The sequence below is a fragment of the Acinetobacter sp. NIPH 542 genome (assembly GCF_000369825.1).
In the GTDB taxonomy this organism is placed as follows: domain Bacteria; phylum Pseudomonadota; class Gammaproteobacteria; order Pseudomonadales; family Moraxellaceae; genus Acinetobacter; species Acinetobacter oleivorans.
This window is the reverse complement of record NZ_KB850206.1, coordinates 173,244-200,091: the sequence shown is the minus strand read 5'-3', so window position 1 is coordinate 200,091 and position 26,848 is coordinate 173,244. Positions and strand designations below refer to the sequence as shown.

Annotated in this window: 23 protein-coding genes, 6 tRNA genes and 1 other RNA gene; 14 read left to right on the top strand and 16 right to left on the bottom strand. The window is 39.8% G+C overall.

The genetic code is table 11. The features are described 5' to 3' along the window. The first annotated feature begins 312 nt into the window (after window positions 1–312). Window positions 313–1,938, top strand: a complete 1,626-nt coding sequence (locus F886_RS06595) for an NAD+ synthase (RefSeq protein WP_005303117.1) — start codon at window positions 313–315, stop codon at window positions 1,936–1,938. Next, entirely contained in the window at window positions 1,931–2,959 is a 1,029-nt protein-coding gene (locus F886_RS06590) for a hypothetical protein (protein ID WP_005303115.1), read from the top strand. Before F886_RS06595 ends, F886_RS06590 begins: the two co-directional genes overlap by 8 nt. A 43-nt stretch (window positions 2,960–3,002) precedes the next feature. On the opposite strand, the gene F886_RS06585 is transcribed toward F886_RS06590, so the two are convergent. The 7 genes from F886_RS06585 to F886_RS06555 form a co-directional block, all read right to left on the bottom strand. Continuing rightward, window positions 3,003–3,079 (bottom strand) — tRNA-Met (locus F886_RS06585). A 157-nt stretch (window positions 3,080–3,236) separates the two neighbouring features. After that, window positions 3,237–4,193, bottom strand: coding sequence for a carnitine monooxygenase, reductase subunit CntB (cntB, locus tag F886_RS06580; protein WP_005303113.1), 957 nt, complete (start codon window positions 4,191–4,193; stop codon window positions 3,237–3,239). A gap of 47 nt (window positions 4,194–4,240) precedes the next feature. Beyond that, the gene (locus F886_RS06575) at window positions 4,241–5,692 is read right to left on the bottom strand and encodes an NAD-dependent succinate-semialdehyde dehydrogenase (protein ID WP_005303111.1); all 1,452 of its coding nucleotides are present in this window, start codon (window positions 5,690–5,692) and stop codon (window positions 4,241–4,243) included. Between the two features lie 63 nt (window positions 5,693–5,755). After that, complete coding sequence (gene cntA, locus F886_RS06570) at window positions 5,756–6,871, bottom strand: carnitine monooxygenase subunit alpha (protein WP_005303109.1); 1,116 nt, start codon at window positions 6,869–6,871, stop codon at window positions 5,756–5,758. A 42-nt stretch (window positions 6,872–6,913) separates the two neighbouring features. Continuing rightward, window positions 6,914–7,888, bottom strand: a complete 975-nt coding sequence (locus F886_RS06565) for an alpha/beta hydrolase (protein WP_005303107.1) — start codon at window positions 7,886–7,888, stop codon at window positions 6,914–6,916. An 11-nt stretch (window positions 7,889–7,899) separates the two neighbouring features. Further along, window positions 7,900–9,552, bottom strand: a complete 1,653-nt coding sequence (locus F886_RS06560; RefSeq protein WP_081402117.1) for a BCCT family carnitine transporter — start codon at window positions 9,550–9,552, stop codon at window positions 7,900–7,902. Window positions 9,553–9,572: 20 nt separating this feature from the next. Beyond that, window positions 9,573–10,685, bottom strand: coding sequence for a tartrate dehydrogenase (locus F886_RS06555; RefSeq protein ID WP_005303103.1), 1,113 nt, complete (start codon window positions 10,683–10,685; stop codon window positions 9,573–9,575). Window positions 10,686–10,788: 103 nt separating this feature from the next. Here F886_RS06555 and F886_RS06550 point away from each other — a divergent pair, with 103 nt between their 5' ends. Then, complete coding sequence (locus F886_RS06550) at window positions 10,789–11,769, top strand: LysR family transcriptional regulator (RefSeq protein ID WP_005303100.1); 981 nt, start codon at window positions 10,789–10,791, stop codon at window positions 11,767–11,769. Window positions 11,770–11,821: 52 nt separating this feature from the next. Here the strand turns inward: F886_RS06550 and F886_RS06545 are convergent, their stop codons facing one another. From F886_RS06545 to coaD, 5 genes are all read right to left on the bottom strand, one after another. Further along, the gene (locus tag F886_RS06545; protein WP_005303098.1) at window positions 11,822–13,006 is read right to left on the bottom strand and encodes a porin; all 1,185 of its coding nucleotides are present in this window, start codon (window positions 13,004–13,006) and stop codon (window positions 11,822–11,824) included. Window positions 13,007–13,153: 147 nt separating this feature from the next. Further along, window positions 13,154–13,230: transfer RNA gene (locus tag F886_RS06540), tRNA-Met, on the bottom strand. A 63-nt stretch (window positions 13,231–13,293) separates the two neighbouring features. Further along, window positions 13,294–13,649: RNase P RNA component class A (rnpB, locus tag F886_RS19525), an RNA gene on the bottom strand. A gap of 27 nt (window positions 13,650–13,676) precedes the next feature. After that, window positions 13,677–13,940, bottom strand: coding sequence for a YfhL family 4Fe-4S dicluster ferredoxin (locus F886_RS06535; protein ID WP_004794186.1), 264 nt, complete (start codon window positions 13,938–13,940; stop codon window positions 13,677–13,679). A 1-nt stretch (window position 13,941) separates the two neighbouring features. Next, window positions 13,942–14,433, bottom strand: a complete 492-nt coding sequence (gene coaD / locus F886_RS06530) for a pantetheine-phosphate adenylyltransferase (RefSeq protein ID WP_005303096.1) — start codon at window positions 14,431–14,433, stop codon at window positions 13,942–13,944. 134 nt (window positions 14,434–14,567) lie between these two features. Between coaD and smpB the strand changes: the two genes are divergently transcribed. Next, window positions 14,568–15,044, top strand: a complete 477-nt coding sequence (gene smpB / locus F886_RS06525) for an SsrA-binding protein SmpB (protein ID WP_005303094.1) — start codon at window positions 14,568–14,570, stop codon at window positions 15,042–15,044. Window positions 15,045–15,091: 47 nt separating this feature from the next. On the opposite strand, the gene F886_RS06520 is transcribed toward smpB, so the two are convergent. The 3 genes from F886_RS06520 to rluD all read right to left on the bottom strand — a co-directional run bounded on the left by F886_RS06520 (window position 15,092) and on the right by rluD (window position 17,636). Beyond that, window positions 15,092–15,643 (bottom strand): flavodoxin family protein, encoded by a 552-nt coding sequence (locus tag F886_RS06520; protein WP_005303092.1) that lies wholly within the window; start codon window positions 15,641–15,643, stop codon window positions 15,092–15,094. A 192-nt stretch (window positions 15,644–15,835) separates the two neighbouring features. Beyond that, window positions 15,836–16,573 (bottom strand): peptidoglycan editing factor PgeF, encoded by a 738-nt coding sequence (pgeF, locus tag F886_RS06515; RefSeq protein WP_005303091.1) that lies wholly within the window; start codon window positions 16,571–16,573, stop codon window positions 15,836–15,838. A gap of 10 nt (window positions 16,574–16,583) precedes the next feature. Then, a complete protein-coding gene (gene rluD / locus F886_RS06510) occupies window positions 16,584–17,636 on the bottom strand; it encodes a 23S rRNA pseudouridine(1911/1915/1917) synthase RluD (protein ID WP_005303089.1) in 1,053 nt (350 codons plus the stop codon). A 71-nt stretch (window positions 17,637–17,707) separates the two neighbouring features. Here rluD and F886_RS06505 point away from each other — a divergent pair, with 71 nt between their 5' ends. Next, entirely contained in the window at window positions 17,708–18,874 is a 1,167-nt protein-coding gene (locus F886_RS06505; RefSeq protein ID WP_005303087.1) for an outer membrane protein assembly factor BamD, read from the top strand. Window positions 18,875–19,031: 157 nt separating this feature from the next. Further along, the gene (locus tag F886_RS06500; protein WP_005303086.1) at window positions 19,032–20,906 is read left to right on the top strand and encodes a DNA primase; all 1,875 of its coding nucleotides are present in this window, start codon (window positions 19,032–19,034) and stop codon (window positions 20,904–20,906) included. Here F886_RS06500 and hemA read toward each other — a convergent pair. Then, on the bottom strand, window positions 20,903–22,186 hold the full coding sequence (gene hemA, locus F886_RS06495; protein WP_005303084.1) for a glutamyl-tRNA reductase: 1,284 nt from the start codon (window positions 22,184–22,186) through the stop codon (window positions 20,903–20,905). The two genes, F886_RS06500 and hemA, sit on opposite strands and share 4 nt — an antisense overlap. Before the next feature lie 88 nt (window positions 22,187–22,274). Between hemA and F886_RS06490 the strand changes: the two genes are divergently transcribed. From F886_RS06490 to F886_RS06455, 8 genes are all read left to right on the top strand, one after another. Beyond that, window positions 22,275–23,984 carry a tetratricopeptide repeat protein gene (locus F886_RS06490; protein ID WP_005303082.1) on the top strand — a complete coding sequence of 570 codons (1,710 nt, stop codon included), beginning with the start codon at window positions 22,275–22,277 and terminating at the stop codon, window positions 23,982–23,984. 4 nt (window positions 23,985–23,988) lie between these two features. Next, a complete protein-coding gene (gene lolB / locus F886_RS06485) occupies window positions 23,989–24,567 on the top strand; it encodes a lipoprotein insertase outer membrane protein LolB (protein WP_003653326.1) in 579 nt (192 codons plus the stop codon). Between the two features lie 18 nt (window positions 24,568–24,585). After that, the gene (ispE, locus tag F886_RS06480) at window positions 24,586–25,419 is read left to right on the top strand and encodes a 4-(cytidine 5'-diphospho)-2-C-methyl-D-erythritol kinase (RefSeq protein WP_005303081.1); all 834 of its coding nucleotides are present in this window, start codon (window positions 24,586–24,588) and stop codon (window positions 25,417–25,419) included. Then, window positions 25,418–25,492 (top strand) — tRNA-Gln (locus tag F886_RS06475). The genes ispE and F886_RS06475 overlap by 2 nt, the downstream gene beginning before the upstream one ends. A 26-nt stretch (window positions 25,493–25,518) precedes the next feature. Further along, window positions 25,519–25,593, top strand: a tRNA-Gln gene (locus tag F886_RS06470). A gap of 20 nt (window positions 25,594–25,613) precedes the next feature. Further along, window positions 25,614–25,688 (top strand) — tRNA-Gln (locus F886_RS06465). 91 nt (window positions 25,689–25,779) lie between these two features. Then, window positions 25,780–25,854, top strand: a tRNA-Gln gene (locus tag F886_RS06460). Window positions 25,855–25,890: 36 nt separating this feature from the next. Further along, window positions 25,891–26,841 carry a ribose-phosphate pyrophosphokinase gene (locus F886_RS06455; protein ID WP_005303079.1) on the top strand — a complete coding sequence of 317 codons (951 nt, stop codon included), beginning with the start codon at window positions 25,891–25,893 and terminating at the stop codon, window positions 26,839–26,841. Window positions 26,842–26,848: the final 7 nt, after the last annotated feature.

The window sequence follows — 26,848 nt, the reverse complement described above, 5'->3', positions numbered from 1 at the left end:
ACTTACCTAAGCTATAAAATCACTCTTATTTAATTCAAATTATTGAAAAAAATATAACGCCCTTATTCCAAATTGGCTTGTGATAAGGCAGTATACAAACAATAAAAATAATGAAGCCTGTTTCTATTCTATACAGAAAATCTCGTTATTTTTACGCAGAAAATATGTGATTGGTATATATTATTGATCTTGACATTTTTGTTTACTATTTTAATTGTTTAATATCGTATCATACACATCGTTGAAAAATTATATCTATAAAAATCAACACTATGTGTATCTATATTCGTTATGATCTAGGATTAGGTTTGAATGAAAAGTTTTAAAGTTGCCCTTGCTCAGTTTTCTCCGCATATTGGCAATATTGACTCAAACACCAAAAAGATGATTGAGCAAGTAAATCAGGCGAAAAAACAAAACGCTGACCTGATTATTTTTCCCGAGCTTTCTGTTATTGGTTATCCAGCTGAAGACTTATTGCTACGTCCAAATTTAAATAAACGTATGCAAAAGGCTTTTGCTCAACTTGCCGAAGTTAAAGATATTGTCATGGTTTTCGGATTTGTGAACCAGACAGAAGATGGTCAACGTTATAATTCTGCTGCTGTCATGAAAGACGGTCAAGTTTTGGGTGTTTTTAACAAACACAATTTACCAAACTATGGCGTCTTTGATGAAAAACGTTATTTCCAAAAAGGACACCAGCATTTGGTGTTTGAATATCTTGGACATAAGTTTGGCGTATTGATTTGCGAAGATATCTGGTCAATTAATACCGTAAAACAGCTAAGCCAATTAAATGTTGATACTGTTCTTGTATTAAATGCATCACCATACGAAGTCGGTAAACCACAGCACCGTACACAAACCTTAAGTGAACTTGCAAAACAACTTCACCTCAACATTGTGTATGTTAACCAAGTGGGCGGACAAGATGATTTAATTTTTGATGGCACAAGTTTTGTAAGCAATAAAGATGGTGGAATTGCTTTACAAGCACCAAGCTTTAAAGAAGACCTCTACATCGCTGAATTTGACCCAAAAAACAAAGCGTTTAAAGTCACGGAATCAGCACCTCCTTTAGAAACATTTGCAGAGATCTATCAAGGTTTAGTTCTGGCAACACGTGACTATGTAGAGCGTTCAGGTTTTCCTGGTGTAATTTTAGGTTTATCTGGTGGTATTGATTCTGCCCTTACACTTGCTATTGCTGTTGATGCAATTGGTGCAGAAAAAGTACAAGCCGTAATGATGCCTTATACTTATACGTCTCAAATTAGTGTGGAAGATGCAGCAGAACAGGCTCGTCGTATGGGTGTAACTTTCGGTATTGCTGAAATACATTCAGTTGTAAATAGCTTTATGCAAACCTTGTATCCTTTCTTTGGCAACTCACCAGCAGATGCGACCGAAGAGAACTTACAAGCGCGCGCACGCGGCACATTACTCATGGGCTTATCAAATAAATTTGGTAATTTAGTACTCGCTACTGGCAACAAGTCTGAGCTTTCAGTTGGCTACTGTACACTTTACGGTGATATGGTTGGTGGCTTTGCAGTTCTAAAAGATGTTTATAAAACTATCGTATTTGAATTAGCAAAATACCGTAATAGCTTAAGTGAAACTCCTGTTATTCCTGAACGTGTTATTACTCGTCCACCTTCAGCAGAACTTCGCCCAGACCAAAAAGACCAAGACTCTTTACCAGCATATGATGTATTAGATGCCATTCTTTATGCATACATTGAAGAAGATTTAAGTCAGGCAGATATTATTGCCAAAGGTTTTGATAAAGAAGTAGTTGAAAAAGTTATCCGTTTAGTTGATCGTAATGAATATAAACGTCGTCAAGGCGCGATTGGGCCGAGAATTACTTCTCGTGCATTTAGTCGTGAACGACGTTATCCGATTGTCAACGGTTGGACAGCGAATGACTGAGCAGGAAAACTCATCAAAAACTACAGCACTTGCTCGAGCACTTTTGCTTGAGCAAGTGGAATTTTTCAAAAAACAATTATCTATAGAAAACTCGCCTATTTATTTCCAGCAGTTCATCCAACTGTTTATGCAACATGCTGACGAAATAAAACTTCATGAAGTTGTTGATTTAGAGCAACTACAAGCCGTTGTGAAACGTTATGCTTTTGAAATGCAGTTAGGTGCTGGTTTACTTGAGTTTATTGGGGAAATTGCGCAGCGTATTTATTTATCTGCCATGAAGTCTCCAATCCAGCTACAAGATTTGGTATCTGACCACCAATTTGAAATGTGGCTCTCCAAATTTTTAGAAATGGAACATATTCCTCTTTATCTCAATCAGTTTTTAAGAAGTAGTCCTTCTGTACAACAACTTTGCCAATATATTGCAACCTCAACCTTAGAACAAAAATTACCAAAATTTCTAAGCACATCTAGAGTTGATGACTATCACTTTGAATGGCAACACAAACTCAAAAAATTCTCCTTTCTACAGCAACAACGTCTTGAGCATAAACTTGAAACCTGGATTGCCAGCTTTATTCATGAACAACTCACAGAATTAAGTCTTTTATCGAGTGAAGATTTAGAAAGCCTAGTGCGTCATGTGTGGGAAGATATTAGACATAAAAAAATGTATGAGTTTATGAAGCAGCTCACTCCTCTCGATGTTGAAGAGTTTTTTGTTTTAATTTACGAATACTGGAAAGAATTACGCCAATCGCAATTTATGCAAGATCTGATTTTGTATGGTGTCGAAGTTTTTTATGACTTTTATAAAGACCAGAGTTTATTTGAAGTATTAAGTGAGATTGGTTTAACCGAAAGCGACTTACAAACTGAAGCTTTACGTTTTTATCCGAAGGTTATGAATGCCTTTAATGAACACGGTATTTTAGAACCATTATTACAAGCGCTTTTAGCTCCTTTTTATCAAAGCTCAAAAACACTCGATACGATTGAAAAACATTTTAATATGTAAAAAGCAGATAAAAAGAAACCATGCATGAGCATGGTTTTTAAAATGGTGGCTATGACGAGACTTGAACTTGTGACCCCCGCATTATGAGTGCGGTGCTCTAACCAACTGAGCTACATAGCCGTAAACTGTGTGCGCATTATCTATAGTTCTGTATAGCAGGTCAAGAGTTCAAAACCACTAAATTCCATCAAATGAACAAATAAGATTCAGATCATCATTATTTGTTCATTTTTTAGCAAATTTTCACTTTAAACAGTTGATCAACCAAAGAAATATATTAGAGATCTAATACTAGTTTTTTTCCTTTTGCTCTTGATACACAAATCATCATGCTCTTTTGTGAAGCCTTTTCTGCATCAGTTAAGTATTGATCGAAATGCTCTGCTTCACCTTCTAAAATAGCAGTTTCACATGTACCGCAAACCCCTTCTCGACACAAACATTCCACATCAATATTTAATGTTTCGATGGCTTGTAAAATTGTTTGATTACTTTGTACTTCAATTTCCTGATTAGACTTAGCAAGTACCACCGTAAACGCTTCACCATCTTCAGGAACTGTTGAAGCAAATTGTTCCCAGTGGATATATTCATCGCGGTAACGATGCTTATTACAGCAATCAATCACAGCATCAATCATGGGTTTCGGTCCACAAACATAGACATGTGTACCTTTAGGTTGTGATGAAATCAGTTCATCCAAATTTAATGCGCAACCTTCTGAGTCAACATAACTAAACACATGCTCAGCATGTTTCTGTTTTAAATCATCTAACAAAGCAGCGTGTTCAGGTGAACGATAAGCATAATGTAGCTCAAACTCAGCACCGCGTGCTGCAAGCTCATCCATTTGTGGCAAGAATGGTGTAATGCCAATACCACCTGCAATTAAGATATGTTTATTGCCTGTCTCAGCTAATGGAAATAAATTTTTTGGTTCTGAAATCTGAATTTCACAGCCTTCATTACATTGATCATGCATAAAAACCGAACCGCCCTTACCTTCCACGTCTTTACGAACACAGACTTGGTAAGTCGATAGATCTTGCGTACAGCTCATTAATGAATAGGCATTTGAAAGCTGTTCATTCATTTTGACAATAATATGGCTTCCCCCACTAAATCGAGGAAAGTTCTGCCCATCTTGACGTTTGAACGTAAACCGTTTGATTAAAGGGGTAAGCTGCTCCACATGAGTAACAACTGCCGGGAACATTTCATAATGACTAGCCATATTAGAATCCTTCTTTTACCGCATTTTCTTATTGCTAGGGCTTATCCTTAAAGCCCTAAACACATGTATTTAATGGTCATGAACTCTTCAAGACCATACTTTGAGCCTTCACGCCCAACACCTGATTGCTTCACACCACCAAATGGTACAACTTCATTTGAAATTGCTGTTGCATTCATACCGACCATTCCATATTCAAGCTGTTCTGATACTCGCCATAAACGTGAAATATTTTCGCTATAAACATAAGCAGCCAAACCGAAAATGGTGTCATTTGCCTGAGCCACGACGTCTGCTTCATCTGTAAAGCGAATGAGTGGTGCAACGGGACCAAAAATTTCTTCTTGGACAATTTCCATCGTACGGTCAACATTAGTTAAAACCGATGGCTCATAAAAGGTTTGTCCTAAAGCATGTTGTTTACCACCACAAGCAACTTTAGCTCCTTTACTTACCGCATCATCAATCAACTGCTGTGCTTTTAACACAGCTTTTTCATTAATTAATGGGCCAATTTGCACGCCATCTTCAAGCCCATTACCAACTTTAAACTTTTGTACTTCTTGTACAAACTTCTCGGCAAAAGCTTGATAAATATTGTCGTGTACATAAATGCGGTTAGCACAAACACAGGTCTGGCCTGCATTACGGAACTTAGCAAAAATCGCACCTTGTACAGCTTTATCTAAATCGGCATCATCAAACACAATCAGAGGAGCATTTCCGCCCAACTCAAGCGCTAATTTTTTAATGGTACTTGAGCACTGCTGCATCAATAAACGCCCTACTGGAGTTGAGCCAGTAAAGGTCAATTTTTTCACTTTTTCATGTGAAGTAAATACCGAACCAATTTCTTGTGATTTACCTGTAACGACGTTAATCACACCAGCCGGAATACCTGCTTTTTCTGCAAGCTTCGCAATCGCTAAAGCACAATAAGGCGTTTCATTCGCTGGCTTAATCACGACCGTACATCCAGCTGCTAAAGCTGGTGCTGCTTTACGAGTAATCATGGCGATTGGGAAATTCCACGGCGTAATGGCAGCCACCACACCCACAGGTTCTTTACTAATAATAAAACGCTGCTGGTTATTGACGGTTGGAATCACATCACCATAAATACGCTTACCTTCTTCGGCAAACCATTGAATAAATGATGCAGCATAACGCACCTCGCCTTTCGCCTCTGCCAAAGGTTTACCTTGTTCAATAGTCATGATTAAAGCAAGTTCATCGGTATGTTCTAGAACCAGTTTGTACCAAACCAATAAAATATCTGCACGGTTTTGGGCAGTTAAAGCTTTCCAACTTTGTAAAGCCGTATAAGCAGCCTCAACTGCTTGAGTCGCCTCAGCCGCTCCCATATTTGGAATTGTGCCAATTTCTTCGCCTGTTGCTGGGTTAGTCACTGGAACCGATGCATTTGACTGTGCAGCTAACCATTGCCCGTTAATATAGGCTTGTTGCTGAAATAATTCTGTGCTTTGTAAACTCGACATATCATCTTCCTAACTGAAGAATCAGGTGTAAGTCATCTTTACACCTGAATAAATCCATTTGTTTTATTTGTGATGCTGCGCCACCAGATGTTGGAAGTAAGCAATACCATGCTCACTAATTCCTGAGCGTTGTTTGTCAGTCATGATACGGCCTTGACCACGATAACCACGTGATTTCAAACCACGTTGTACGCTTTCGACCAAGTTCAAATCTTCAGGGCGGAATACATTGCGATACCACTCAATTAAGTCTTTCTGATCTTGAGTGAGTTCTTCGTTCGTGAAGTAAATATCGTAGTGCTGCAAAGTCGTTTCTGCATCCACGGGGAACTCATAGATCACCGTCATGAAATTGCTGCCTGGTGGTACGTTGAACATAGTACAAGGCCAAGTCCAGAAACCATGAAACTCAGGATCTGTTATTGATGGATCAAGCTTGAATGATTTCTCTGACGAACGCGCGAAACCGTACTGTAATGTCCAGTTTTGATGTGTTGTGTGCCAATATTTATCAACTTGTACAGAGTCAGCAAAGCCCGGATGTGCAGGCCCACAGTGATAACATTCTAAGTAGTTATCGACAATAACTTTCCAGTTTGCTGGAGTTTCTGTCACAAAGCGTGCTGCCAATTTTAAATCTTTAATTACACTACATGCTTGATTTAAACGCTCAGCAAATTCAGGAAGTTGGTCTTCTACGCATGTCGCATTTTCATCCATATTAATGAAAACAAAGCCTGCATATTCCTCAACCTTTAAAGGCACCATGCTTGAATTTTCTTTGTCAAAAGATTCGACATGGTCACAGTTACGCGCCAAGGCTAAGCTACCGTCTAGCTTAAAAGTCCAAGCATGATATGGGCAAGTAATTACATTTTTTGCTTTACCACTACCACTTAAAAGCTCGTGACCACGATGCGGACAGACATTATAAAACGCACGTAAAACGCTATCTTTACCGCGAATGATGACAATATTTTCACCAATTACTTTACGGGTAATATAGTCATTTGGTTGTGCCAATTCACTGCCATGTGCAACACAAATCCAGCTTTTAGCAAAGATTGCTTCTTTCTCATGCTCAAAAACTTGCGATGAAGTATAGAAAACTTTAGGAAAAGTCCATGCAACATCTGGGTTTGCACAAAAATCTTCAGGTAATTTTTCAACTGCATTCATGTTATTACTCCATTAAATTCTTTTCGTCCAAATGACTCGATATTAAATTGATGTCTTTTCGACACTGCTCGACATGCGGCGTATCGCACTCAGCATGTTTTGATATAACTGTTGAACTTCTGGGCAATCACGCATAAGACGTAAACTGCCATGTAATAAACCTTTGCCTAAATGGAACTCACTCGAAATTCCTGCTTGTTCCAATTTTTGAGTAAGGAGATAACCGTCATCACTTAAAGGGTCATATTCTGCAACTGCCACAAAACTTGTAGGCATATCTGAAAAATCAGTTGCCAATAAAGGCGCTAGACGTAAATCCTGCCAATCTTGTGAGTTAGGAGCATATTCCTTTAAATAAAAATGCATATCTTCCGTTGTTAACAACGGCGCATGGGCATGCTTTTGTGCGGCTGGTGTATCAAGCGCTGTAGTTAAACACGGATAAACCAAAGCCAGTCCTTGAGCTTGCATACCACTATGCTGTAGATGCACTGCAAGGGCTGCTGCTAAATTACCCCCAGCGCTATCCCCTGCTAGAACGATATTTTCGCTATCGATCTGCCAAGTTGAACCATGCTTTTTAAGCCATTGATAAACTGCTAAACAATCTTCATAAGCTGCCGGAAAGCGATGCTCTGGTGCCATGCGGTAATCTACGCTAATGACAACTGCATTTAAGTCCTGACACAAATAGCTGGTAATAAATTCATGTGAATCGAGCCCACCAACCATCCAACCGCCGCCATGTAAATACAACACACAAGGCCAACCAGACTCAGGTCGATCAGTTTTTGGTAAATACACACGAACAGGAACTTGATGCTCATCATTTGCAACAAAGCGATCTTCTACTTCAATCTTGCCATCACGTGGCAAAGTGTAGTGTCGACACATCGCGTCATAGGCCGCACGGACTGATTCAATATCTGCATCTGCTGGTGAATAAATGCTGCTCCAGTACACTAGGCTTTGCATTTCTTCACTTAAGGCATAAGTGGTCTGTTCATGTGTAGTCATTACCGTTCCCTCTAGCTGGTTTTTCTGTCCAGTTTGATTGAGCTTGCAAGCTCAAGCTGCATCCGTTTTGCATGTTCATCTTGAGACTGGTTTAAACCAATTTCTTGCTCATCATAACCTTGTTGCTCAATTAAATGCGATGGGACTTTGGCATAATCCTGAATCAACCATTTCACTAAGCCATAGGTTTGAATCAGAATAATCACAATGAATGGTAAAGCCGTCACAATGGTTGCTGTTTTCATGGTGTCTAAAGGTGCCTTACTAAAGATCATGGCAATTGGAACTAAAGTCAGCATGACACACCAGAACAAACGAGCATTTGGCGATGGATCTTGTCCTTCACTTAAACCACGTGTACATGTTGCCGAAACTGCATAGCCTACCGCATCCATATGTGCAGCTAAGAACACCACCATAATGCCGAGGAAAATCCACATCATGAGTTTTCCGGCAGGTAACAGACTGAGCAATTGACCAATCGCAACCTCACCACCTTGTTGGCTTAAGATTTGCGGTACATTTACAGCTCCATGAATAAAGCTATAAACGCTATAGTTTTCAAACACACCAAAGATGAACCAAAGGCCGACACTGCCACCAATCACCATGGCAAAGATCACTTCTTTAATGGTACGGCCTTTCGAAACACGCGTTACGAACAGTGCCACACCCGGTGCATATGAAATCCACCACAACCAGTAAAATACAGTCCATTCACGAGTAAATTTGCCATCACCCATTGGGTCGGTAAACAGACTCATATCAACAAAGTTGGTTGCCATTAATCCAAAACTCATTAATGAATTATTCAAAATGAATTGTGTTGGACCAAAGCAAAGTACATAAATCGCAAATAACACCACGCCCAAGCACACCATGTGACTTAAACGCTGCATGCCTTTATCCATGCCCACATAAGAACTGAGTGCGAACAGAACCGAAACACCTAAAATAATGATGACCTTAGTCATAAAGGTATTTGGAATACCTGTAAGCTGAGACAAAATATTGGTAAATGTCACGGCGGTGAGTACTAATGAAATCGTCAATGCACCAAACATGCAAAGCAAGAACATAAGGTCAACTAAACGTCCAACCACGCCAGTTGATTTAAAGCCCGTCACAGCCTCAATCACAGAAGCCAAACTTAAACCTTTGTTTTTTCTCACATGGTAGCTGTAGCACAAAGAAATTGATGCCAATGCATAAATTGCCCAAGCACTTAAACCAGAATGAAAAAATGAGTAAGCCACGCTATATTTCAAAGCTTCTGCTGACTCAGGCGGTAAGCTCAAACCCGGAGTTTGATAATAGTAAGCCCAGTCCAAGAAGCCCCAGTACATTGTAGAAGATCCAATACCAGACAAGATGAACATAAAAATCCATGACATCGTGGTGTATTGAGGCTTTCCTTCACCTAGTTTGATTTTGCCGTATTTACTAAAGGCCAGACCAAAAGTAAAAATGATAGCTAAAAAAGCAAACAGTAATACTGGGGTTGTAAATACCGATGTCGTCCACTGCATCCATGTTGCAGCAATCTTGATCGACTCTTGCGAATAAATCGCCAAACCAGCAACTGAAATAAATACAAACAGTAAACTGGTTACGGCAAGAACTTTATCCGTATAAATTTTTGTGTTTTGATTATCCATATCCATACATCCATTTTTGGATGGCGTTATTCCATAGCGAACACGTCCATTTTAATTTGGGCTACACACGATGCAATTGCATCTCCTACCTCATAAGTTTTTGCCTGACCGCCAATATCAGCTGTTTTTGGCCCATTAATTAAGACATTCTCAATCGCCTGCATAATGTCCTGACCTGCTTGAATGCAACGCTCATCTTCTTCACCAAAGAACTCGAACATCATGGCACCTGACCAAATCGCAGCGATTGGATTGGCAATTTGTTTACCGTAAATATCTGGTGCTGAACCATGTACAGGTTCAAACAACGATGGAAATTTTCTTTCTGGGTTTAAATTTGCTGAAGCAGCCAAACCAATGGTTCCCGTACATGCAGGGCCTAAATCGGAAAGAATATCGCCAAATAAATTCGATGCCACAACCACATCAAAACGCTCAGGTTGCAACACAAAACGAGCCGCTAAAATATCAACGTGCTGTTTATCAGCTTGAATTTGTGGATATTGTTTTGCCATCGCATCAACGCGCTCATCCCAGTACGGCATGCTGACAGCAATACCATTTGATTTAGTCGCTGCAGTAATTTTTTTCGCATCACGCTGATTTGCAAACTCAAATGCATAACGCAAAATTCGATCTACACCATGACGCGTAAATACGGCTTCTTGTAAAACAAATTCTCGATCTGTTCCCTCAAAAGCTTTACCACCAATAGCTGAATATTCACCTTCACTGTTTTCACGGACCACGTAAAAGTCGATGTCGCCCGGTTTTTTACCTACTAAGGGACATTTAACACCCGGCATTAAACGCACTGGGCGTAAGTTCACATATTGGTCAAAGCGACGACGGAACTGAAGTAGCGAGCCCCAAAGTGAAATATGGTCGGGCACTTTATCTGGCCAGCCTACAGCACCAAAATAAATTGCATCGTAACCTTGCAAAGTTTCAAACCAGTCATCTGGCATCATTTTGCCGTGCTCAAGGTAGTAATCGCAGCTTGCCCAATCGAAAGCATCGAGTTGAAGCTCAATGCCATGCTTCTCTGCCGCTGCCTTTACAACCTTAATGCCTTCTGGTAGAACTTCTAAACCAATGCCATCGCCTGCAATCGTGGCAACTTTATATCTTTTTGCCATAAGCTTCCTTCACACCTTCAACTAATATCCTTGTATGGCTTAAACATGATGTTTTAAGCAAAAATGATCAATAACGGAACTATCACTCCAATGGACACGGATCGTGAATAATCTACCTAACCTATCGGATTTAAAGGTTTTTTGCACAGTCGCCAAACTAAAAAGTTTTGTTGAATCTGCTGAGGAACTTGGGACATCGCCAGCTTTTATTAGCAAGCGAATTAATATTTTAGAAAACACGTTGAGCTGCAAACTTTTTCATCGCAGCACGCGTCATGTCAGCCTGACGGAAGATGGCAAACTTATTCTTGAAAGAGTTTCGAATATTCTTGAAGAATTTGATGAAGTCTGTGAACTGGTCAATAACCCGCTTAGTACGCCCACAGGTCGTATGGATATTATTAGTAGTTTTGGTTTTGGCAGAAAGCATATCGCACCAATTCTGTCTAAATTAATGATGCTTTATCCAAAGCTTCAGATTCATTTTGACACCATCGACAATACCAAGGACTTGATTCAACACAGTATTGATTTGGATATTAGAATTGGTAATGAAATTGCGCCAAACATGATTGCGAAGAAGTTAGCTTCTAATTTTCGAATTTTATGTGCAGCACCGAGCTATTTACTTAAACACGGCGTACCAGACAGCATTGAAGACTTGCAAACACATGATTGTCTGACCATTAGTGAACGTGATCAATCGTCTGTGCTATGGAAATTTCGACATACTTCTGAAGATGTCTCGGTTCATGTCAAACCACGCTTTGTTTCTAATAACGGCGAAATTATTCATCAGCTTGCCATAGAAGGCCACGGTATTATTTTCCGATCAATTTGGGACGTTGCAGACGAATTGATTACTGGCCAACTTCAGCATATTTTGCCTGAATATTGGCAAGACGCGGATGTTTGGGCAGTTTATCCATCGCGACTCAAAAGCTCGTCTAAATTACAAACTTGCATTTTGTTCATTCAAAATGAATTACTTAATCGATTGCAACATGTACAAAACTTAAGCCGAGGACAACTCATTTCACCCGCAGTCAAACGTGAACCTCCGCCTGAAAAAGTCTTTCTATAAAAAAGCCCTAAGTGAAGCCTATTCACTTAGGGCAATAAATTGCTCTTAAATTTTAGAAATAATATCCAATTGAGAGATAAAATAATTTATCCCAATCATTACTGCTACCTTGTGCAAGACCATCGGCCCCACCGCCCACCATTGGATCATTTTTACTCATAATGTATTCACCCTGAATACCTATGGCTTTGTAATTAAAATAAACTCCTGCAATTAAACGTTCAGAGTCTTTATAGCCATCCTCGTCTTTAAAAAAGCGACTATGAGAGATATAAGGTTTAATGTTTTCAATCTGATGGAATGGCTGAGCAAAGGTATAGTTAATTTCATTGACTAAATACTTACCTTTATTGGCGACTTGATATGGATAGTCGAACGCACCAATCGTTGAACTATTAGGGAATAAATCGTCGCTATTGGTGACATCTTGCTTACCTGCCAAGAACATCCATTGCCAAGCTTGATATTGCGTTTGAGCAAAAACGTTCCAAGATTTACGGTGTCCATCCACATCTGTTCTTTTATTTTCTAAATCAGAATACCAAGCTGACCCACCTAACTCAGTCGAAAGTTTTTGAATCTCATCAATCTCAAATTTTCTAGATGCTCTCGCAATCCACATATTTTTTTCTTCAATATGGGTACCTGTACTTAAATCATCAGCTTCAACAAAATTACCACTGTAACGGCTCGAGTCTTTTGAAGTTCCCTTATAATTTCCACCATCAGTTGGATAGAAACCCAAGGTCAAATTATATTTATCATCTGCAAATTTATATTTGATACCCAAATTATCGATATCTTCTAAACCCACTGTATTTAAAAGTGTTTCGTAATAACTACTTCCCCAAAATTCGCCAAAACCAAAATCAACGGGTTGCAAACCTGCCGTGATTCTCTGCTGGTCAGATACCTTATAACCTACCCATGCCTTTTTTAGAAAAATTGCATCGCATAAACGATCATATTGATAACAACGGGCATCCGCCCCCGCAATCCAATCTGGATTTTCATAACCTAACACTAATTTAATATCGGTTAGTCGCCAGTCATCATTTTGAGAACCTTCATTTGCATCAACCACATAATCTTTATGCAAATATCGGGAGCGTACCGCACCAGAAATTTTAAATTGACCCGAGTCTAAAGTTGGATCTCCCCAACTCAAATCAGCCGCAGAAACTTGAACTCCCGCTGTTAAACTTAAAATCCCTAAAAATAATAATGACCTTTTCATGTCTTCAACATCCTTGTTAAGTGTTATAAGAACATGAAGAAATTGACGTAGACAAACAATGCCATAACTATAAAGTCGGTCTTTACAAACTGTGTTTAATCAAAAATGAGCATAAAAAAAGACCACGCAGGAGCGTGGTCTATAAAATGGTGGCTATGACGAGACTTGAACTTGTGACCCCCGCATTATGAGTGCGGTGCTCTAACCAACTGAGCTACATAGCCGAAAACTGTGCGCGCATTATCTTAGTTTCTTTAATGCACGTCAAGAAAAATTTTAAATAAATTAGGTGAAGTGAGCCTATAAGCCGGGTTCTGTCGAGGATGGTCATTCCTCTAGGCGTACAATCACTCATACGCTCAAGCGACCTACCCGAATCCAGTACGGGCCGTACCTCAGGATTCCTATTTGGTCTTGCTTCTGGTGGGGTTTACCATGCCGTGAACTGTTACCAGACACGCGGTGCGCTCTTACCGCACCCTTTCACCCTTACCTCACGAATGAGGCGGTCTACTCTCTGCTGCACTTTCCGTCGGCTTTCACCGCCCAGGCGTTACCTGGCACCCTGCCCTATGAAGCCCGGACTTTCCTCCCCTGCTTCAGTCACGAAGACCTCCACAGCAGCGACCATCCAGCTCACCTCAGGGGCGCATATTAACAAATTTATTTACTAATTGCTCGTGCTTTTTTGAGCAATTAATTTTTTATATTTGTCGAAGAGCTGTTCTTCTGTTTCCTCATGCTGCGGATCTTTAGGAATACAATCTACAGGACAAAACAACTGACATTGCGGTTGGTCATGATGACCAACGCACTCAGTACACAAATCTGGATGAATTTCATAAATCACCTCACCCATAAAAATTGCTTCATTCGGGCAAACTGGTTCACAAACATCACAGTTTATGCATTCATCGGTGATATATAACGACACGTTACCAACCTTGTTGATGTTTACGTTCAAAGGCCTCAACCACAGCTTGCGGAACAAACTTGGTTACATCCCCTTTTAAACGAGCAATTTCCCGAATCAATGTCGAAGAAATAAATGAATACTGCTCAGATGGTGTTAAAAACACCGCTTCAAAATGTGGATCAAGTTGACGGTTCATATTAGCCAATTGAAATTCATATTCAAAATCAGAAACCGCTCTTAAACCACGAAGTACTGCTGTTGCCTTCTGCTCTCTGAAAAAATTAACCAGTAAACCATCAAAGCCGACAAATTCAACATTTGATAGGTGGCTTAGTGATCTTTGGGCCAGTTCAACTCTTTCTTCTAGACTGAACAAAGGGTTTTTATGATGTCCAATTGCAATTGCTACTACAACCTCATCAAACATTCTTGATGCTCTAGTAACTAAATCAACGTGTCCATTCGTGATGGGGTCAAATGTTCCAGGATAAATTACACGCGTTTTAGACATCCGCTAGTACTCTAATTATATTGTGAACCTATTTTAGCAAAAGTTATACATGAGGCGAAATATTCATGTGCAGGAAAAACTTCACCTTAGCATCAGTTTACGGCACAATAGGCATAATTGTGGAAGTTTGAATTATGGCGAAAGCAACAGTAGTAACGAAACATAATGGCGGAACAATCGCACAAAATAAGCGTGCCCGTCATGATTATTTTATCGAAGAAAAATTTGAAGCAGGCATGTCACTTCAAGGTTGGGAAGTAAAATCCTTACGTGCTGGGCGTATGACTTTGACGGAAAGTTATGTCATTTTCAAAAATGGCGAAGCATTTTTACTTGGTTCACAAATTCAGCCTTTATTATCGGCTTCGACCCATGTTGTACCTGAGGCAACACGTACCCGTAAACTCTTGCTCTCCCGACGTCAGCTTGAACACTTAATGGGTGCAGTTAACCAAAAAGGCTACTCATGCGTTCCTCTAGCGTGTTATTGGAAAGGTCATTTAGTCAAACTAGAGATTGCACTTGTGAAGGGTAAACAGCTTCATGACAAACGTGCAACCGAAAAAGATCGTGACTGGCAACGTGATAAAGCTCGTATATTTCATAAGTAATAAAATAAAAGCCTCTTTTCAGAGGCTTTTTTATGTCGTGAATTTCATTAGTTTAATCTGTATAAAAGTCCAGCAATATATTCACCAAACCATTTAGCTGTATCTAAATCACCTTGTGGAGGAGTAATTTCAACAGGCGCATTATCTGACTGTGTCATCAAACCTAAGCAACTCGATAATCGGTTTAAATCTTTTTCACTATGCCCTGTCGTCATTAAAGGCAAACCTGACCAAAGCATGCCATGTTGCATGGCAAAAATATTTAATTGTTGTAATACCGCGAGTTTATCGCCACTTAATCCACCCGAATTTGCAAAGCCAGCCGCAAGTTTGCCTTGCCACACACGTTCTTTCCAACGTTTAGAAGTACTGTCCATAAATTTTTTAAAATCGGCAGTCATACTTCCCATATAGGTAGGTGATCCGAAAATAATGCCTTGTGATGCATCAAGCGCATCCCAATCAATATGCTCAATATTCATTAAGTGTACTTTCACCCCCATCACCTCTGCACCAGCAGCAATAGCAGAGGCCACCTTGGCGGTATGACCATATGGACTGTGGTAAACAATTGAGAGATGTTTTTCAGGCAAAGACATAAGATTAAAATTTTGAGCGATTTTTTCTATTTTATCATTTTATTAACGCTTGCTAAACCTACATCTATAAATATGAAATAGAAGCGTTTCAATACAATTCACTATCGTAATATTTTTAAGCTAAATAGACGCTCTCTTACTTTATTTAATGACTACAAAATAAGAGAGTGAATTTAATGATGTTTATAAAGCTTAGATAAAAACAAAGGTAGCCATACGCCCAGTCTTCGCATCACGACGATAAGAAAAATATTCATCGCTCTGTTGATATGAACATTGGTCTCCGCCTAAAACCTGCTTCACACCTAGGCTCTGCAAAATAAAACGTGCAATTGCATATAAATCTGCATGAAATTTATTTGGAGCCCCCCCTTCAACAAAAGCTGTTTTCAACTCAGGATATTTATCACAAAAAGCAGCTTTTACTTCAGCCCCAATTTCAAAACATGGTTGGCTAATCGCTGCTCCTAACCATGCCCAAGCTGGAGGGTTCTGCATAGCAGCAATCGTGTTTTCAACAATCCCACCAGCTAAACCACGCCAACCCGCATGTAAGTTTGCGACTTCGGTACCTTCGGCGTTACCTAACACGACAGGTAAGCAATCAGCAGTCATCATCATTAAAGCATGGCCTTTGGTTTGAGTGACCAAACCATCACCAATTAAAGCCTTAAAAGGAATTTGTTCATTTACTGTGTGGCAAATCGTACTATGTGTTTGAGTCATCCATGTCATTTTTTTAACACCAAACTGGGCAAACTCATCTAGCAATATCATGCGATGTTGCTGAACACGTTTTGCCTCATCATTAACATGTAAAGCCAGATTAAAGCCAGACAGCTCATGTTGATCCGTTGCTAATGCTAAAGGATGTTGAACACGTGTCTGTCCTACACATACGCCTTGAGGTAAACCTTGAACAAATTCCATATACGCGTCCTTAATATGCAGCGTTTTCTGAACGTAACACATCCACTAAATGTGTAAAATCTTCAGGCCACGGTGCTTCAAATAGCATTTCTTCACCAGTACGAGGGTGTTTTAAGCCCAATTTAGCTGCATGCAATGCTTGGCGCTTAAAACCACGCAAAGTATCAATGAGTAATTCAGACGCGCCTGCTGGTACACGTACACGGTTCATATAAATCTGATCACCGATCAGTCCATAGCCGATATAACTAAAATGGACACGAATCTGATGAGTTCGGCCTGTTTCAAGACGAGCTTGTACACGAGTAAAATCTTTAAAGCGTTCTTTTACATTGTAATGGGTCACAGCATCACGCCCGCCCGGTAAAATCGCCATTTTCACACGGTCAACTGGATGACGTTTGATCGGTTCATCAATCGTACCGCCAGCAATAATATTTCCATAAACAACTAGGTCATATACACGGTAAACCGATTTATTTGCTAACTGTTTACTTAAAGAAAACTGCGCTTCAAGGCTCTTGGCAACGACTAACAAACCGCTTGTATCTTTATCAATACGATGCACTAAACCTGCGCGAGAAAGTTCCGACAATTTTGGGAAATGATAAAGCAAGGCATTCACTAAAGTTCCAGAACTATTGCCTGCCCCTGGATGTACTACCATGCCTACTGGTTTATTAATGACTAAAATATCGTCATCTTCATAAACAATATTAAGTGGAATATTTTCAGGTTGGCTTGTGGTCTGTGCTTCGAGCTCAACTTCGAGTGTAAGCAGCTCTGTCCCTTCACAACGGTGCTTCGGCTTGACAATGTTACCATTCACCAACAGATGGCCATCCTTCAACCATTGTTTAAGCTTTTCACGTGAAAACTCATTCCACACCAAGGCCGCAACCTGATCGATACGTTGTCCCAGATAGGTTTCATCTAACTGAACTTGCAACGATAAACGTGTTGCAGTTGTATCAGAAGTATGGTTATCTGCATCCTCAGAATCTTCAAGTAAATTGAAGTCGGTTTCAGATAAGTTTGTGTTTGAAGATTGTGCTGAAGTCATTTGATCATTGAGATAAAAGTGGTTTAATAGCGCAATTGTAGCTCATTGCCCAACATAACAGAGGAGTTTTTATGTCGCTACCACGTTATAAAATTACGATGCTTGCCTTATCTTTAGGTGTAGCGTCTGCATTTGTGGGCTGTAGCAGCAATCCAAGTAAAAAAGAAGTGGTCGATAGTGGCCCACAATCTAGTGAACAAGCTTACTTCGAAAAGGCCCAAAAGTCGCTTGACCGTGGTCAATATCTTGATGCGACCAAGTCTTTAGAAGCAATCGATACTTATTATCCGACTGGCCAATACGCACAACAAGCACAACTTGAACTTCTATATTCAAAATTTAAACAAAAAGATTATGAAGGCGCGATTGCCTTAGCAGAACGTTTTATTCGTTTAAATCCTCAACATCCAAATGTAGATTATGCTTACTATGTTCGTGCTGTATCGAATATGGAGCAAAACTACGACAGTTTGATGCGCTATACATCTCTGCAACAATCTCATCGTGATGTGAGTTATTTAAAAGTTGCTTATCAGAACTTTGTTGATTTAATTCGTCGTTTCCCAAGTAGCCAATACTCTGTTGATGCTGCTCAGCGTATGAAGTTCATTGGGCAAGAACTTGCTGAAAATGAAATGACTGCTGCGCGTTTTAACGTTAAACGTAAAGCTTGGATAGCAGCTGCCGAACGTTCGCAATGGGTAATTGAACACTATCCACAAACTCCTCAAGTTCCAGAAGCATTAGCGACTTTGGCATATAGCTATAACCAATTAGGCGATAAAGCGACTTCACAACAATATATTGAAGTTTTAAAGCTTAATTACCCTAACTTGGTGAAAAAAGACGGCACAGTTAACATGCGTGCTGCACGTAAAGAAGGTAACTGGATTAACCGTGCGACCTTAGGTATTTTTGGTCGTGAATCTACGGCTGCAACTCCAGAAAGCACAGCTGAAGCAGAAGCTCCAAAACGTGGTTTCCTCAATCGCGTAAGCTTTGGTTTAATTGGTAATTCAGATAAAGAAGAAACTGAAGAACCAGAAAAAACAACTGTTGAAGCGCCAAAGTCAGAGCGTAGTTGGACAAATCGTTTAAGCTTCGGTTTATTAGATAAACCTGAGCCACAACCCGCAGAAAATACAACTGTTGCTCCAGCTGCTGTTAGCTCTACAGATGTATCGACTGACACTCAGTCAGATGATGCAACGCAAGGTACTAGCGACGCTGCTCAATAAGTTACAAATTTTAAAAAGCACCAATAAACAGGCAAGTGATACCACTTGCCTGTTTGTTTTTATAAAATATTAAAATATTTATTGTGTAGATCTTGCCTCATCATGTCAGAATATTCTGACTCACTCTCTCATCAGTTTTAATACGGTTATCTGAATTATGGCAATTCCACAACATACGATTGATCAGATTTTAGATCGAACAGATATTGTCGATCTGATTGGTCAACGTGTGAAACTGAAAAAGACGGGACGTACATATTCCGGCTGTTGCCCTTTTCATCAAGAAAAAACGCCATCGTTCCATGTCTATCGCGACAAGCAGTATTATCACTGCTTTGGTTGTCAGGCTAACGGGAACGCGATCCGTTTTCTTATGGACATTGATAACCGAAATTTTATAGATGTCATGAAGGAGCTATCGAGTAGCGCTGGAGTCGAACTACCGAAAGATAATACTGAAAATAAAAAGCTGTCTTATACCCGTCAGGTTACGAAACCACCAGTTGCTAAAGCAAATACGGCGGAGCCTGTAACTCCAACTCCACAACAACCAACTGATGAAAGTTATAACACGCTTGAACCTGTATTTTTTGATGATCCATTTGCTCAATTTGAGCAGCCTTTTAGTTTTGATGAACCAGTTCAAGAAGGTAATTTATATGACTTACTGGAAAATGTTGCTCAGTTCTATGAGCACCAATTACCTAATAGTCAAAAGGCAAAAAACTACTTTAAACAACGTGGCTTAACTAATCAGACTATTCAGTTTTGGCGCTTGGGTTATGCACCAGAAGACTGGCAACACTTAGAAAAAGCTTTTCCTTATGATATTGATGGTTTAAAACAGCTTGGACTTATTCGTTCAAGCGATAGTGGTCGTGATTTTGACTTATTACGTGACCGTGTCATTTTCCCGATTCGAGATCCTAAAGGCCGCGTCGTTGGTTTTGGTGGACGTGCCTTAAATGATGAAATCAAACCTAAATACATCAACTCACCTGACTCAGAGGTCTTTCACAAGAATCAGCTACTTTACGGACTTTATGAAGGCAGAAAACTTAAGTCTAGCGACTGGTTAATGGTTGAAGGTTACATGGATGTCATTGCGCTTCAGCAATATGGCATTACAGGGGCTGTCGCAACATTAGGGACTGCAAGCAATACAGAACATCTTAATATTTTATTTAAACAAAATAGCCGAATTACCATTGCTTTTGACGGCGATGCTGCAGGTCAAAAAGCAGCACGAAGAACGCTAGAAATTGCTTTACCACTTCTCAATGATGGCCGTGAACTCAAATTTTTCGTTCTACCAAATGACCACGATCCGGACTCTCTTATCCGTCGTGAAGGGCTTGAAAATTTCCAGAAACTATTACAACAGGCCCCTCTTTTGTCTGATTTTGTGTTTGCCCATTTAACAGGTCAACACGATATTAGCACCCCTGAAGGCAAAAGCTTGGTCATGGGTGAACTCAGAGAACTGACTGAACTACTACCCAAACAGGGCTCTTTCCGCTATTTACTTAATCAATCTTTCCGTGAAAAATTAGGTTTAGGTAAGCGTTTTACCCCACAAATTAGTCACGATGCATCGTTATCATTTAATATTCAAACGAAAGATGAAGACTTTGCTGTCGCAATTTTGATGCACCATCCATTCCTTTATATTCATTTTGAAGGATTACGTGCTTATATTCCCCAAGATGAGTTATTGGCTAAAATATTAGCAACTTTAAATCGTATATTTGATGAGTTGCCTGATGACCAAGAGCTAGCGACTTATTATGTTTTAGGTGCATGTAGCAGTTATTGCCATGAAATTGCAGATATTATGCAAAGAACCAATATCCAGGCATTAACTCAAGCACCTGAAGTGGCTGACAAGTTAGCTCAAGAATATGCATTAGGCTTAAAAGAAAGATATTTACGTCAAAAGCTTAAGTCACCGATTTCTCTGATTGAATCAAGAAATCTAAGACAGCAACTCAATGAACTAACAAAACAAATTAGCTTAAGACTGTTGTCTTAATGTTTTGGCTTACGCTCATGATCAAAGACGTCCTGTAAATGCTGTTGTAGCCATTCTAAATAATCAGGATTTTCTGCCTTGGCAGCTTCGCGTAGCAAAATAGATGTCGGATGCATAAGCTTTTGCGTCAAACGATGTGCGAATTGCTGTAATACTTGTTCAGCATTTTCACCATGATGCAAAGCCTCTAATGCGTGCGTAAGCTCTTGTTGGCTAATTTCTTCACTATGTTGGCGGTAAGCATGAATTGTGCTGCCAGCCTCTTTAACTTTTTGATGCGTAATAAGCTGGGTAGCTAACTGATTAACCATGACTTCTGCTTCAACAGCGGCCTGACGTCGTTGAGCAAGGTTTTCATCAATCACGCTTTGTAAATCATCAACACCATACAAATAGACCCCATCAAGCGCTTCAACTTTAGGATCTATATCACGAGGCACAGCTAAATCAACCATTAACATTTGTTGATAACGACGTTTCTTTAATGCAGCCTTAACATCTGGATAAGCAATAACTTGATATAAGCTACCAGTACAACTCGACACAACATCAGCACGATATAAATTTTCAGCTAATGCTGAAAAATCAATAATTTCAGCTTCAACTTGATGTGAAATCTCTTGAGCCAATTGGTCAGCACGCTCACGACTACGGTTACAAATAATAATTTTGGCAACACCCATTTCAGCCAAGTGCTTAGCAACCAAACTATTCATTTCACCTGCTGCAACAACCATTACAGTAAGTTTTTCGGGCTTACTAAAGACCTGTAAAGCTAATTGAGCAACGGCATATCCCATCGAAACGGCATGACTTCCTACCGCAGTTTCGGAACGTACACGCTTAGCAGCATAAAAAGCATATTCAAAAACACTGTTTAATTCAGGAGAGACCGTTTGAGCTTCTTTAGACAATGCTAAAGCACTTTTAACCTGCCCTAAAATTTGCGGCTCCCCCAGCATGAGAGAGTCAAGACCACTCGCTACTCGCATTAAATGTGTAATAGCCTGCGTGTTCTCGTAACGATAAACATGATGAATTAAGTGCTGTACATCAATATTATTGGCATCGGCTAACCATTTCAGAAGGCTTTCGGCATTTTCTGCCATGGCATACACTTCTGTGCGGTTACACGTCGAAACGACCACCAAATCCTTTAAGTTCTGGTGATGGTTTTGTTCGGCAAGCAAACGACTTAATCGCTCTGCATTGAAAGCAATTTTTTCGCGGAGTTCGACAGAAGCTGTTTGATGGTTGACACCCAATGCAAAGAAAGACATATCAGATCATCATTTCGCTAAATTTATGCTATTGTGCAACATCGGTGTCATAAAAAGCATTACTTTGGATCAATAAAAATTGCGTCAAATGAATAGCCGTATTAATTTTAACGGTGCTTCGATAAGACAGTATTCTACCACATTCTTATTGTTAGGTAGCATGTCCTCGCATGTCTATGCACGTCCTGTGCAAGAGACCTATACCGTGCATTCATTTGATCAGGCCTTAGAACAAACTATGGTCGCTGAATTTGCTCTGGCTTATGATGATATTCCTAACGCTTTGCACAATTACACAGTGCTCGCAATTAAAAGCAACTCTACCTCAATTAAACAACGCGCTTTAGACGTTGCTCTTGAATATAATGACTTACAAGCCGCTTTAAATATTGCTACACATTGGGTAGCTCAAGAGCCCAAAGATGTGCCTGCTTTATTCTATTTGTCACATATTGCTTTAAAAACACATGAATACCAGCTTGCCGCTGAAACATTAGATAAAATTTTAAAAATAGATCCGACTGCTGATTTAGAACAAATTTTAGCAAGCATTGCTCCAGAAAATGCTCAAGATCGAGATGTACTATTAACAGCTTTACGCTCTAGTGCTGAAAAAGATAATCCTTCTATTTTAGCACTCATCGCCAACTTAGAAGCCCAAAATGACCAATTAGAATCAGCTCTAACCAACATCAACAAGGCATTACGCCGACGTCCTAAAGTGACGAGCTTTATTTTAATGAAAGCTAACCTACTCATTGCTCTTAGCGATCAAGAAGGTGCACTTAAATGGTACGCAAAGTCCAGCCGTAAATATAAGAAAAATTTAGATATTCGTTTAGCTGAAATCCGCTATCTCATTCAAATTAATCAATCTCAACTCGCGTTAGAAAAGCTCGAAAACGTTATAGAAGCTAATCCTAAAGCTGAAGAAGCATTATTTATTGCAGGCTTAACCAGTATCGATTTAAAGCAATATGACAAAGCAGAACAATATCTTGTTGATCTACGAAACTCTGCAAAATATCAAAATGAAGCTTATTATTATTTAGCCATTAATGCAGAACGCAAACAACATTATGAAACTGCAAAAGCCTATTATCGTTTAGTTGACGGTAGCTTATACGTCGTTTCCAGACGCAATCTAATTGCAATATATGATAAACAAGAAAATTTACATGATGCTTTACGGTTCCTCACGCAAGAACGCGTAAATTATCCCCAACATGCGAGTTTCTTATATCAAGCTCAAGCTGAAATCTTAAAGAAAATGGGCAATAAAAAAGCTGCATTAAATTTATTAGATGAAGCGATAAAGAATTTACCCGATGATCCGGAACTCATTTACGCAGAAGTTTTATTACTTGATCCGTATACTGACCGAGATAAACTCGACAAAACATTAAAGCAATTATTACAACTTGAGCCTAACAGTCCAACTTACCTCAATGCATATGCTTATACATTAGCCCTGCAAAACCGTCGGCTAAAAGAAGCACGTCAATATGCAGAGCAAGCTTTAGAATATGCGCCGGAACAGGCCTCGATTCTTGATACGCTGGGCTATATCGCATTTTTGCAGAATGATTATGAAGCTGCGGCAGAGGCTTTAGGCAAAGCCTATGAACTTAGTCACAATATAAATATTGGCGTTCGCTATGCTAAAGCATTGTATATGCAAGGATCATTAACTCAATTTAGCGCTGTGTTACAACAACTGAAACAAAAACATGCCAATGATCCACAATTACAACAGCTTGATGCGTTAATTTTACCTACATCTGCAAAAAAGAGTTAAATATATGAGCAAATTTGCCCAACTGTGCACAGCGATCTGTGGATCAAGTGTATTATTTCTAACCGGTTGTCAGCATTTTACTCAACCAAAACCTGCGGTTACCCAGCAAGTTCAAGATGAAAAACACTTTAATTTACAAGGTAAAATCGGGGTTCGCACACCACAGCAAACTGGTAGTGCTTTTTTCACATGGGTTCAACAACAAGATAATTTTGATATTGAATTAAGCGGTATTTTAGGTGTAGGAAAAACCCAAATTCAGGGTAAACCCGGTGAAGTGAAGTTAAATAGTGCGAAAACTGGTTTAATTACTGCTGCCTCTCCAGAAGAGCTTTTAGAGCGTGCAACGGGTTGGCAAGCTCCAATTACTCATTTAACGAGTTGGATTTTGGCCAAACCCGCAACTCTAAGTGCTCAGATCAGTAAAGATAATGAAAATCGTGTAAACCAACTGATTGAAGATGGCTGGACGGTTAATTTTAGCTATGATGGCGAACAAACTTTGCCAAACAAACTGGTTTTAAAGCAAGCTCTTGCTGAAGATAAAGAAAACCGTATTACAATGGTCATCCAAAACCGCTAAGTCTAATTATATAAATCTATGATTCGAGTTCCTTCTCCAGCTAAGCTCAACCTGTTTTTGCATATTACAGGCCGACGCAAAAATGGTTATCATGAGTTACAAACCATTTTCCAACTTATTGATTTATATGACTGGATGGTATTTAAGCCGACTTTGGATGAACAAATCGAAATTGATGGATTGAGTGAAGTCAAATCTGAAGAAAACCTGATTTATCGGGCTGCTCAAATACTAAGACCGCATGCAAAAAAATTCTGCGGTTTACACATCAAAATTGAAAAAAATATTCCAATGGGTGCAGGTCTGGGTGGAGGTTCATCCAATGCTGCCACAACCCTGATTGTGTTAAATCAATTATGGGAATGTGGACTAAATCAAGAACAACTTGCGGACTATGGCGTGAAGCTTGGTGCCGATGTTCCTATTTTTATTTATGGTAAAAATGCATGGGCTGAAGGTATTGGTGAACATTTATCATTCATAGACTTAGATCAAAAACAGTTCATTATTTTAAAACCTGATTGTTTTATCAGCACTCAATTGCTTTTTTCACAAAAAACATTGACAAGAGACTCTAAGACTACTAAATTTTGCGCCTATCAGTTAGAACCTTCTAATTTTGGAAATAACTTTGAGCCATTAGCTCGACAGTTATACCCTGAAGTAGAAGAAGCAATGCGATTTTTAGACCAGTTTGGTCAAGCAAAGCTTACAGGTACAGGTGCTTGTGTTTTTATTGAAGTAACAAATGAAATGGATATTGATGAAATTCTTAACCATTCGCCTTGTAAATCTTACTTGGTAAATAGTTTAAAAGAATCTCCTCTTAATCATTTTAAGGTTACACGTTAGGGGCGTCGCCAAGTGGTAAGGCACCGGGTTTTGATCTCGGCATCCGTTGGTTCGAATCCAGCCGCCCCTGCCAACCTCACCTGTAATGATGATTATATTAGGGGCGTCGCCAAGTGGTAAGGCACCGGGTTTTGATCTCGGCATCCGTTGGTTCGAATCCAGCCGCCCCTGCCATCATATATATCATCGAATTTAGGGGCGTCGCCAAGTGGTAAGGCACCGGGTTTTGATCTCGGCATCCGTTGGTTCGAATCCAGCCGCCCCTGCCATTCTCTTATTTTAAAGACAGACTTAATTGCTATGCTTTTTGTTGATTAATCTTGACATTGCATTGCAAAAATATTAAAGTTCTGCCGCATTAGGGGCGTCGCCAAGTGGTAAGGCACCGGGTTTTGATCTCGGCATCCGTTGGTTCGAATCCAGCCGCCCCTGCCATCTATTTAATTACATACCAACCGCCAAGGGTGCTTCATGCCCAATCTTGTCGTTTTTAGTGGAAATGCTCATCCACAGTTCGCTCAAAAAGTCGTAAGTCACTTACATATCCCTCTAGGTGCTGCATCAGTCGGTCACTTTTCTGATGGAGAAATTTCAGTAGAAATTACTGAAAATGTTCGTGGTAAAGACGTATTTATCGTTCAGCCTACTTGTGCCCCTACCAATGATAACCTTATGGAAATCTTGGTTATGGCAGACGCTTTGCGTCGTGCAAGTGCTGGTCGTATTACCGCTGTTATCCCTTATTTTGGTTATGCTCGCCAAGACCGTCGTCCACGTTCTGCACGTGTACCGATTACAGCTAAAGTTGTTGCAGACATGCTTACCACTGTTGGTATTGATCGTGTCGTAATGATTGACTTACATGCTGACCAAATTCAGGGTTTCTTCGATATTCCAGTCGACAACATCTACGGTACTCCTGCTTTGCTTGCTGACTTACGTCAACAACAGCATGACAACCTTATGGTGGTTTCTCCTGACGTTGGTGGTGTAGTACGTGCTCGTGCCGTTGCCAAACAGATGGGTGACATCGATTTAGCAATTATTGACAAACGTCGTCAAAAAGCCAATGAGTCGCAAGTTATGCACTTAATTGGTGACGTAAAAGATCGTGATTGCGTTATCGTAGATGACATGGTTGATACTGCCGGTACATTGTGCAAAGCAGCTGATGCGCTTAAGCAATTTGGTGCACGTCGTGTAGTTGCATACGCAACTCACCCTGTACTTTCTGGCAAGGCTATTGAAAACTTACGTAATTCAGTTATTGATGAATTGGTTGTCACTGACACCATTCCTCTTTCTGATGAAGCATTAACCTTGGGCAAAATCCGTCAGGTTTCTGTTGCTAGCATGGTTGCTGAAACGATTCGTCGTATTAATAACGAAGAATCTATCAGTGCGATGTTCGATAGTTTATAATACCGCA

What these genes read in the sequence shown, in the direction of transcription:
- cntB (WP_005303113.1), bottom strand. Translation starts at nt 4,193, where the DNA reads ATGGCTAGTCATTATGAAATGTTCCCGGCAGTTGTTACTCATGTGGAG.
- F886_RS06505 (WP_005303087.1), top strand. Translation starts at nt 17,708, where the DNA reads ATGTCGCTACCACGTTATAAAATTACGATGCTTGCCTTATCTTTAGGT.
- coaD (WP_005303096.1), bottom strand. Translation starts at nt 14,433, where the DNA reads ATGTCTAAAACGCGTGTAATTTATCCTGGAACATTTGACCCCATCACG.
- F886_RS06455 (WP_005303079.1), top strand. Translation starts at nt 25,891, where the DNA reads ATGCCCAATCTTGTCGTTTTTAGTGGAAATGCTCATCCACAGTTCGCT.
- F886_RS06545 (WP_005303098.1), bottom strand. Translation starts at nt 13,006, where the DNA reads ATGAAAAGGTCATTATTATTTTTAGGGATTTTAAGTTTAACAGCGGGA.
- rluD (WP_005303089.1), bottom strand. Translation starts at nt 17,636, where the DNA reads ATGACTTCAGCACAATCTTCAAACACAAACTTATCTGAAACCGACTTC.
- F886_RS06590 (WP_005303115.1), top strand. Translation starts at nt 1,931, where the DNA reads ATGACTGAGCAGGAAAACTCATCAAAAACTACAGCACTTGCTCGAGCA.
- F886_RS06565 (WP_005303107.1), bottom strand. Translation starts at nt 7,888, where the DNA reads ATGACTACACATGAACAGACCACTTATGCCTTAAGTGAAGAAATGCAA.
- lolB (WP_003653326.1), top strand. Translation starts at nt 23,989, where the DNA reads ATGAGCAAATTTGCCCAACTGTGCACAGCGATCTGTGGATCAAGTGTA.
- F886_RS06575 (WP_005303111.1), bottom strand. Translation starts at nt 5,692, where the DNA reads ATGTCGAGTTTACAAAGCACAGAATTATTTCAGCAACAAGCCTATATT.
- cntA (WP_005303109.1), bottom strand. Translation starts at nt 6,871, where the DNA reads ATGAATGCAGTTGAAAAATTACCTGAAGATTTTTGTGCAAACCCAGAT.
- ispE (WP_005303081.1), top strand. Translation starts at nt 24,586, where the DNA reads ATGATTCGAGTTCCTTCTCCAGCTAAGCTCAACCTGTTTTTGCATATT.
- smpB (WP_005303094.1), top strand. Translation starts at nt 14,568, where the DNA reads ATGGCGAAAGCAACAGTAGTAACGAAACATAATGGCGGAACAATCGCA.
- pgeF (WP_005303091.1), bottom strand. Translation starts at nt 16,573, where the DNA reads ATGGAATTTGTTCAAGGTTTACCTCAAGGCGTATGTGTAGGACAGACA.
- F886_RS06500 (WP_005303086.1), top strand. Translation starts at nt 19,032, where the DNA reads ATGGCAATTCCACAACATACGATTGATCAGATTTTAGATCGAACAGAT.
- hemA (WP_005303084.1), bottom strand. Translation starts at nt 22,186, where the DNA reads ATGTCTTTCTTTGCATTGGGTGTCAACCATCAAACAGCTTCTGTCGAA.
- F886_RS06555 (WP_005303103.1), bottom strand. Translation starts at nt 10,685, where the DNA reads ATGGCAAAAAGATATAAAGTTGCCACGATTGCAGGCGATGGCATTGGT.
- F886_RS06520 (WP_005303092.1), bottom strand. Translation starts at nt 15,643, where the DNA reads ATGTCTTTGCCTGAAAAACATCTCTCAATTGTTTACCACAGTCCATAT.
- F886_RS06560 (WP_081402117.1), bottom strand. Translation starts at nt 9,552, where the DNA reads ATGGATATGGATAATCAAAACACAAAAATTTATACGGATAAAGTTCTT.
- F886_RS06595 (WP_005303117.1), top strand. Translation starts at nt 313, where the DNA reads ATGAAAAGTTTTAAAGTTGCCCTTGCTCAGTTTTCTCCGCATATTGGC.
- F886_RS06490 (WP_005303082.1), top strand. Translation starts at nt 22,275, where the DNA reads ATGAATAGCCGTATTAATTTTAACGGTGCTTCGATAAGACAGTATTCT.